Here is a 7,375-nt window from a genome sequence, read left to right as displayed (position 1 = left end):
TTCGTGCGTTTGCGAAGAAGATGGGTGTTTCACATAATGCGGTGGTTTCACGGATAAAGACAGGTAAATTTGATGCGGCTCTTTTTGAAGATGGTTCTGTCAATGAAGCCCTTGCCACAAGCATCTGGAATGAGAATCCAACAAAGCGCCCTCCCCCATTTTTAGCGCCTGATGGTCAAGCGCGGACAAAGATCAAACAAGCCTCTACAGATGGAGCCAATGAATACAAGATAAAACTGGAGCGAATGCAAGTTGCGCTTGAAAGCGAAAAGATTGCACTTGAACGCTTACGCGAAACAACCGTTGACCGTGAAGAAGTCAAGAGAGCAGCCCGTGAGTTTGGAAGAGCACACCGTGACGCTATGTTGAATTTTCCGCATCGTTTTGGTGCAAGCATTGCTGCACAAGTTGGATGTGATGCAGCCAGCCTTATTGGTGCTATTGATTATTACATGAGAACCGCTTTGCTTGAGGCGGTTAATATTCCAGTGCCTTTTCATGATCCTCATTCTCCAGAGTTAGAGAACTTGCAAGAAACGAATAATGGATGACAATGCAGTCGAAGAATTTTTCGCTAATGCCAATAATGCAAGACAACCCGACCCACCGTATACGGTTTCGCAATGGGCGGATAAGAATAGATACCTTAGCACGGTAGCAAGTGCTGAACCTGGATTGTGGAGAACAAAGCGGACCCCCTATTTGCGCGAAATCATGGATAATCTTTCCTCTCACAAACCAATTGAAACAACTATTGTCATGAAAGGGGCGCAAGTTGGCATGTCAGAGGCAGGATTAAATTTCTGCGGTTATGCTATTCATTATAGTCCAGGACCTGCTCTTTATGTGATGCCAACGGTTGAGACAGCCAAAAAGCTTTCAAAGACGCGGCTTGATCCTATGATTATGGCAAGCCCTGCTTTAAGCGAACGCATTGCCCCAGCGCGGGCACGCGACAGTGGTAATACAATGTTTTCGAAAGAGTTTGATGGTGGTGCACTGATGCTTACAGGAGCAAACAGTGCAGCTGGTTTGCGTTCCATGCCTATTCGTTATCTGATTTTGGATGAAGTGGATGGTTATCCTCTCAGTGTGGATAACGAAGGTGATCCGGTGATGATTGCCGAAAAGCGGACCTCAACCTTTGTACAACGAAAGATCTTTAAATTGTCCACACCCACCCACCGTGACACAAGCCGTATTGCCAAGGATTTTGTGCTAGGAGACCAGCGATATTACAACGTGCCTTGTGATGCATGTGGTGTTCTACAGCCCATTGTTTGGTCACAAATTAAGTGGCCAAAAGGCGCCCCCGAAAAAGCTGTGTTTGTTTGTGCCCATTGTGGTCATGAACATGCCGAGCACAGAAAAACAGATCTCATGAGTGAAGAACGAGGAGCATGTTGGGTACCAACCAGTGAATCAAGCAGACCCAATTTGCGTTCTTATCATATTTCGGCACTCTATTCCCCTTGGCTTACTTGGGGGGAATGCGCAAGAGAGTTTTTAAATGCCAAGGATGATCCAGCTCTTCTACAGCCTTTTGTCAATACAGTGCTTGGAGAGCCATGGGAGGACAGAACAGGCGAAGTTGTTGATCCTGATAGCCTCTATGCAAAACGCGAAGATTATCCCCTTGCACCAGAACAAGCCGTGTTGTTAACAGCGGGTATTGATGTGCAAAATGACCGCTTAGAACTTGAAGTGGTTGGATGGGGACGCAGTGAAGAAAGTTGGCATATTGATTATCAAGTTATCCTTGGTGATCCCTCTTCTTTTGAAGTATGGGACCAGCTGGATGAATACCTTACAAAACGCTGGCCACATACAGGCTATAAAGAGGGAATTAGGATAACAGCTGCTTGTATTGATACCGGTGGTGGACACACACAAGCGGTTTATAATTACGTGCGCCCCCGTGAGGGACGACGTATCTGGGGAATTAAGGGGCAAGCGGGATGGCGTGCGGGATGGCCACGCCGTCCAAGTAGAAACAACAAAGGACAGATTAATCTCTATATTGTTGGGGTTGATGCAGCAAAAGATATTATCACGGCACGGTTTAAAAAATCCGGTCCTGAAGCATCGGGTGCTGGTGCAACACACTTTCACAAAAACCTTGATCGGGAATATTTTGACCAACTGACCGCTGAAAGAAAAGTCATCAAATATTTTAAAGGCTTCAAGCGTATTGAATGGCAAAAAAGTGAAAAGGCAAGAAACGAAGCCTTGGACTGTAGGGTCTATGCTTATGCTGCTTTACAAGGTCTGATTTCGGCAGGAATAAACCTTAATCGAGAAGTCGATATCTTAGAAGAGCGTCTGGAAAAACTTAAAATTGAAGGCTCTTTAGAGCAGCCAACATCAGAACATGTGCCCTCTCCTTCTCCAAGAAGATCTCAGACAGCACAACCTCAAAGGAAACAATCCAGAACGGTGATGAATCCTTATATGCAAGGGGATTGGAGGTAATTTATGGATACAGACTTGAACCAAGTAAACAGCAAAACTGACAGACTGGAAAGTTTAAAAAAGCGGCGTGAACAAATTGAAGAAGCTCTTTATTCGGGAGCACAATCGGTGCGCCATGGCGATAAGCAAGTCAGCAACCGTTCTGTTGAGGAACTGCGCAGAGCGCTTGAGATGCTGAACACACAAATAGCCAACCTTGAAGGACGCAAGCGTTCACGCGTTTTCTATTTTAATATATCACGAGGCTATTAATGGCTGGTTTTTTCAATAAACTCACGGGCTTTTTTACAATTTCTCGTCAACACAATCCCCATTTTGAAGCGGCAAGCAAAAGCCGCCGTATGGGTGGTTTTGACCCCGCAAAAAAACATATCAATAAAGCGATTGAAGAATGCGGTGATACCATTGTTGCCCGTTCAAGATGGCTTTATGACAATGAAGCTCTTTATGGTTCTGCAACGGAGGAATGGGTCTCTGCGGCTGTAAGTGATGGGATTAAACCTTATCCTCGTATTGAAGGCTTTCAAGAAGAAAAGAAAAAGCTTTTAGACTTATGGTGGCAATGGGTTGATGAAGCAGATTATGATGAAGATACCAGCTTTTATGGGCTGCAAGCAACCATTGCACGAGAGGTCTTTTTAACCGGAGAGTGCTTTGTAAGATTGCATTATGTTGATCTCTACGGACGCTCTGGTGTACCGCTTCAATTACAAGTTTATCCCACGGAAATGTTGGACCTTTCCTACAATGGACCGGCTGAGATTGAAGGCAATTACATTCGTATGGGAATTGAATTTAATGCCAGTGGCAAGCGCGTTGCTTATCATTTCTGGGAACATCACCCCTATGATGATGTCCCTGCAAATATGGCATTTGAGAGCCAAGAGCGCGTGCGTGTCCCCGCTGAAATGATCCTGCACATCAAAGAGCGCCGTATCGCAGGACAATTGCGCGGTTCTCCCAAAATAACGCGCTGTATGACAAAGATCTTTCAACTCGAATCCTATGACGACGCAGAACTCGATAGAAAAAGGACGGCGGCTCTTTTCGCGGCGTTTGTCAAGGACAATTCACCAAACGTCGAAAAATTATCCGATAATCGTGATAAAAACAACGTTGAAGAAGAATACAAAGCACCTGTCATTGCGCCCGGTGCATCTCTTTATTTAGGAGAGAATAAAGAAGTTACATTCTCAAATCCTGTTGAGGTTGGTGGCTCTTATGAGGCTTTTCAATTTCGCAATATCTTGAAAATTTGTGCAGCACTTAATATGCCTTATGCCGTTGTGACTGGAGACGTTACGCGGGGGAATTTTTCAAATGTACGCACCTCCATCATTCAGTTTAGACGGCACGTCAAACAATGGCGTGAACATATTATTGCCTTTCAGTTTAACCGCATTGTTTGGGAGCGTTTTGTTGAAATGGCAGTGCTTGCTGGATGCGTCAATTTGCCAGGGTGGGAAGAAAATTCCTTGCCATGGCTTCAATGTGAAAGCTTTGCACCCCCGCTTGAAATGATTGATCCAAACAAGGATATCTCAGCGGAAAAAGAAGAAATTCGTGCAGGCTTGAAAACACGACGCATGGCACTTGCCGAGCGTGGCTTTGATATCGACAGCATTCATGCCGAACTTGAAGAAGAGCACACAGACGCTCGTGCGCGCGGCTTATCTTTTGACACGGATATGGCAGCGCCCTCTGGTGAAAATCAAGCGATTGATACAGCAGATTCAGAACCTTCTGAGACTTATGAAAGTAACCAAGGCAGTGAGGCACATAAAAATGGTGAATAATCTTGATATGCCGTTCTTGGCATCACGGCTTTTTGGGGTTCCACATATGCTTGCCTCGACAAAACTTGATGTCATTTTGAATGCTCTTGCACCGCGTCTTTTTGAGGGAGAAAAGTTTCCCATTGGGGCATTTGGACAAGGGGATACAACGGCTTTAAGACCCCCTGAAACTTATGTAGTACAAAACAATGTTGCTATCCTACCAGTTCATGGCACGCTTGTGCGCCGTGGTGCATGGCTTGGGGCTTTATCGGGGCTAACCTCTTATGAAGGTTTAAGCGCTTCTTTTCGTGAAGCCATTGCACAACCTGATGTTCGTGCTGTCTTACTTGATATTGACAGCGGCGGTGGAGAAGCCGGTGGTGTCTTTGATTTGGTTGAAGAGTTTCAAACACTCTCAAAACAATACAATAAACCCATTTGGGCACATGCCAATGAGTTTGCTTGTTCAGCGGCTTATGCCATTGCTTGTTCTGCTTCTCAAATATGGGTTGCTCGCACGGGTGTTGTGGGCTCGATTGGGGTTGTTTGTGCTCATCTTGACCAGTCCCGTGCAGATGAAAAACACGGGCATAAATGGACCTTTGTCTTTGAAGGTGATCACAAAACCCATGGCAACCCTCACGAACCCTTGAGCGATACAGCACAGATAAAAATGCAAGCCGATTGCGCCCTGCTCTACGAGATGTTTGTCGATTTGGTGGCGCAAAACAGACGCTTAAATGCTGCTGCAATTCGTGACACAAAAGCAGAAACTTTTATAGGCACCCAAGCGATCACGCTTGGATTAGCAGATGTGCAAGGCACCCTTGCGCAAGCTTTGGAAGCCTTAACGGATTCCATATCACAAAACCCAACATCAACAACAAAAGAAGGACAAAACACATGGCACGCACACAATACCGCGCTGAAGAAGAGGATGACGAAAAGATTGTCGACATCATCAATGACGAGGAAGAGGACGAAGACGATAGCGACATCGACAAAAACGCCGAAGACTTCGACGATGAAGAAGACGAAGATGAGGATGAAGACAACGAAGACAAGCAGGAAAACATAAAAGCTGCTCTTGAAAAAGAAAGAAAGCGCGCAAAAGCACTAACAACCCTTGAAAGGCAAGCAAAGCACTTAGGCGTTTCTTTTGACGCAGCAAAAGCTATTCAAAAAGGTATGAGTATCGAGAAAGCACGCCAGTGTGTGTTGACGGCTGCTAGCTCTCAAAGCGCGTCTTTAAAAGTCTCGCCTTATACCCCTCATAGTGATGGGACGAGCAAGGCAAAGATTCATACAAAATGGGAAGCAGCTTGGAGGGCAGTGAAATGACGAATATTATTTATGACGACGTACGCAATGGCGCTTATCTTGGACCCTACGACCCCGATATGTCAAACGAAGAAGTGGTGTTTGCATCAGGAGCATTCATTGAAGCGGGAACTGTCATGGGAAAGATAACCGCAACGGAACACTATGTCCCCCTTAATCCAGCAGCAACAGATGGCAGTCAAACACCGGCAGGGATTTCTTTTGCTACTGTTGACGCAACAGGCGCCGATCAACGCGCTGTGATTACAGCACGCTTATGCACTGTAAAAGCTTCTGAACTGCTATGGCCAGATGCCATCACGGATGAGAAAAAGAAAGCAGCCATTCAGTCTTTAGAAGACCATAACAACATTCTATTGCGATAGGAGAATGCACACATGGATATGAATTTTTTTAAACATGATGCTTTCTCAAGCATCACAATGATGAAAGCCATCGAAAACTATGAGTTTCAACCTGGTCTTGTAAGTTCTCTTAATCTCTTTGAAGAAGTTGAAACCAGTACCACAGTGGTTGGGATTGAACGGCGTGATAATACATTTTCGCTTATTCAAACCAGTGAACGTGGCGCACCTTTGACAGAAGGTGATAGAGAGGGTCGTAATCTTCGGTTTTTCAAAACAACACGGATTGCCAAAAGTGATACGGTGAAATCAGAAGAAATCCAAAACCGTCGTGAATTTGGCGCAGAAGATCAGTTAGAGACAGCAATGAAATATATTGCCAGAAAACAAAAGAAACTGATTTCTGAAATCGAATTGACATGGGAAAATATGCAGCTTGGCGCTGTTCAAGGTGTTGTCCTTGATGCTGATGGTTCCGTAATTGTCGATTGGTACAAAGAATGGGAAATCACACCACCAAAGCCCATTGACTTTAAACTGAATACAGAGACAACCAATGTTGCTGACAATGTTGATCAAGTCATTATGAGGATGATTGAGGCTTCAAAAGGAGCATTTTCTGATCGTTCACGCATTATTGGGCTTTGTGGAAATGAATTCTTTTCCAAGTTGAAAAACCATAAAACAATTCGTGAAACTTATCTCAACACAGCCTTAGCACAAACACTCAATAGCGCCGGAGGTGTTGCAACACCAAGCGCTCTTGGATCGGGGAGCTTTGGCAGTTTTGACTTTGCTGGTGTCACTTTCATTAATTACCGGAGTATCCACAACTATAATGTGAGTGCGAAGGCTGGAACAAAGCGCGCCATAGGCATTAAGCCTGATGAATGCCAATTCTTTCCTGTTGATGCGCCTGGTGTCTTCCAAAAAACCTTTGCTCCTGGTGAAAGCTTGGATTTTGCCAACACGGTTGGAAGACCTCTCTACACCATGCTTATCGTCGACCACGACCGTAATGCATGGGTAAAACCGGAGGTCTATAGCTATCCGCTTTACATCTGTACACGCCCTGAAATGCTGTTTAAAGCAGTGATTGGAGCGAAATAACATGCGATGGCACGGGCTGCTAAACCAAATGGTTAAAGATGTACGCAACACTTTTGGGCAGCCCATCATCTACACGCGAAAAGACAACCAGCAATCTTTTCGTATCACAGCGATTTACGGCATTAAGCATTCAGAATCGGACGCCGGTGGCAGAATCCCCACCACAATTCCAAGAAAGGAACTTGATCTTTGTATCAATGATATCGGAGGAATACCACCAAACCCTCAAGATAGTGTTGTGGTCCTCTCTCCTGAAAACAACAAAGCCCCCTCTTCTCAAGAGCACTTCACTGTCACAGATGTCCAAGCCTCAGAATCCGGTATGTATAA

General features: G+C 45.1%; 9 protein-coding genes. All 9 read left to right on the top strand.

Annotated elements, in window-relative coordinates:
* A partial coding sequence (locus tag ACFILA_RS08735; protein ID WP_375661028.1) for a hypothetical protein occupies positions 1-551 on the top strand: 551 nt, incomplete at its 5' end.
* On the top strand, positions 544-2,472 hold the full coding sequence (locus tag ACFILA_RS08730) for a phage terminase large subunit family protein (protein WP_375661027.1): 1,929 nt from the start codon (positions 544-546) through the stop codon (positions 2,470-2,472). The genes ACFILA_RS08735 and ACFILA_RS08730, both read left to right, overlap by 8 nt.
* Before the next feature lie 3 nt (positions 2,473-2,475).
* Complete coding sequence (locus tag ACFILA_RS08725; RefSeq protein ID WP_273724442.1) at positions 2,476-2,724, top strand: phage head-tail joining protein; 249 nt, start codon at positions 2,476-2,478, stop codon at positions 2,722-2,724.
* Positions 2,724-4,268: a phage portal protein gene (locus ACFILA_RS08720; RefSeq protein ID WP_273790322.1), complete on the top strand. Its 1,545-nt coding sequence runs from the start codon at positions 2,724-2,726 to the stop codon at positions 4,266-4,268. The genes ACFILA_RS08725 and ACFILA_RS08720 overlap by 1 nt, the downstream gene beginning before the upstream one ends.
* Positions 4,258-5,328, top strand: coding sequence for a S49 family peptidase (locus ACFILA_RS08715; RefSeq protein WP_375661026.1), 1,071 nt, complete (start codon positions 4,258-4,260; stop codon positions 5,326-5,328). The genes ACFILA_RS08720 and ACFILA_RS08715 overlap by 11 nt, the downstream gene beginning before the upstream one ends.
* Positions 5,211-5,591, top strand: coding sequence for a hypothetical protein (locus ACFILA_RS08710; RefSeq protein ID WP_375643679.1), 381 nt, complete (start codon positions 5,211-5,213; stop codon positions 5,589-5,591). The genes ACFILA_RS08715 and ACFILA_RS08710 overlap by 118 nt, the downstream gene beginning before the upstream one ends.
* Positions 5,588-5,956, top strand: a complete 369-nt coding sequence (locus tag ACFILA_RS08705; protein ID WP_375661025.1) for a head decoration protein — start codon at positions 5,588-5,590, stop codon at positions 5,954-5,956. Before ACFILA_RS08710 ends, ACFILA_RS08705 begins: the two co-directional genes overlap by 4 nt.
* Positions 5,957-5,968: 12 nt before the next feature.
* Positions 5,969-7,045 carry a major capsid protein gene (locus ACFILA_RS08700; RefSeq protein WP_375657520.1) on the top strand — a complete coding sequence of 359 codons (1,077 nt, stop codon included), beginning with the start codon at positions 5,969-5,971 and terminating at the stop codon, positions 7,043-7,045.
* Between the two features lies 1 nt (position 7,046).
* Positions 7,047-7,375: hypothetical protein (locus tag ACFILA_RS08695; protein WP_375661024.1), on the top strand; the 329-nt coding region annotated here is incomplete at its 3' end.

This window comes from Bartonella sp. CL71SXKL (genome assembly GCF_042194935.1).
Lineage (GTDB): Bacteria > Pseudomonadota > Alphaproteobacteria > Rhizobiales > Rhizobiaceae > Bartonella.
The sequence above is the reverse complement of the archived record's forward strand: the minus strand, read 5'-3'. Positions and strand labels throughout refer to the sequence as shown.

What these genes read in the sequence shown, in the direction of transcription:
- ACFILA_RS08730 (WP_375661027.1), top strand. Translation starts at nt 544, where the DNA reads ATGGATGACAATGCAGTCGAAGAATTTTTCGCTAATGCCAATAATGCA.
- ACFILA_RS08725 (WP_273724442.1), top strand. Translation starts at nt 2,476, where the DNA reads ATGGATACAGACTTGAACCAAGTAAACAGCAAAACTGACAGACTGGAA.
- ACFILA_RS08720 (WP_273790322.1), top strand. Translation starts at nt 2,724, where the DNA reads ATGGCTGGTTTTTTCAATAAACTCACGGGCTTTTTTACAATTTCTCGT.
- ACFILA_RS08715 (WP_375661026.1), top strand. Translation starts at nt 4,258, where the DNA reads ATGGTGAATAATCTTGATATGCCGTTCTTGGCATCACGGCTTTTTGGG.
- ACFILA_RS08705 (WP_375661025.1), top strand. Translation starts at nt 5,588, where the DNA reads ATGACGAATATTATTTATGACGACGTACGCAATGGCGCTTATCTTGGA.
- ACFILA_RS08700 (WP_375657520.1), top strand. Translation starts at nt 5,969, where the DNA reads ATGGATATGAATTTTTTTAAACATGATGCTTTCTCAAGCATCACAATG.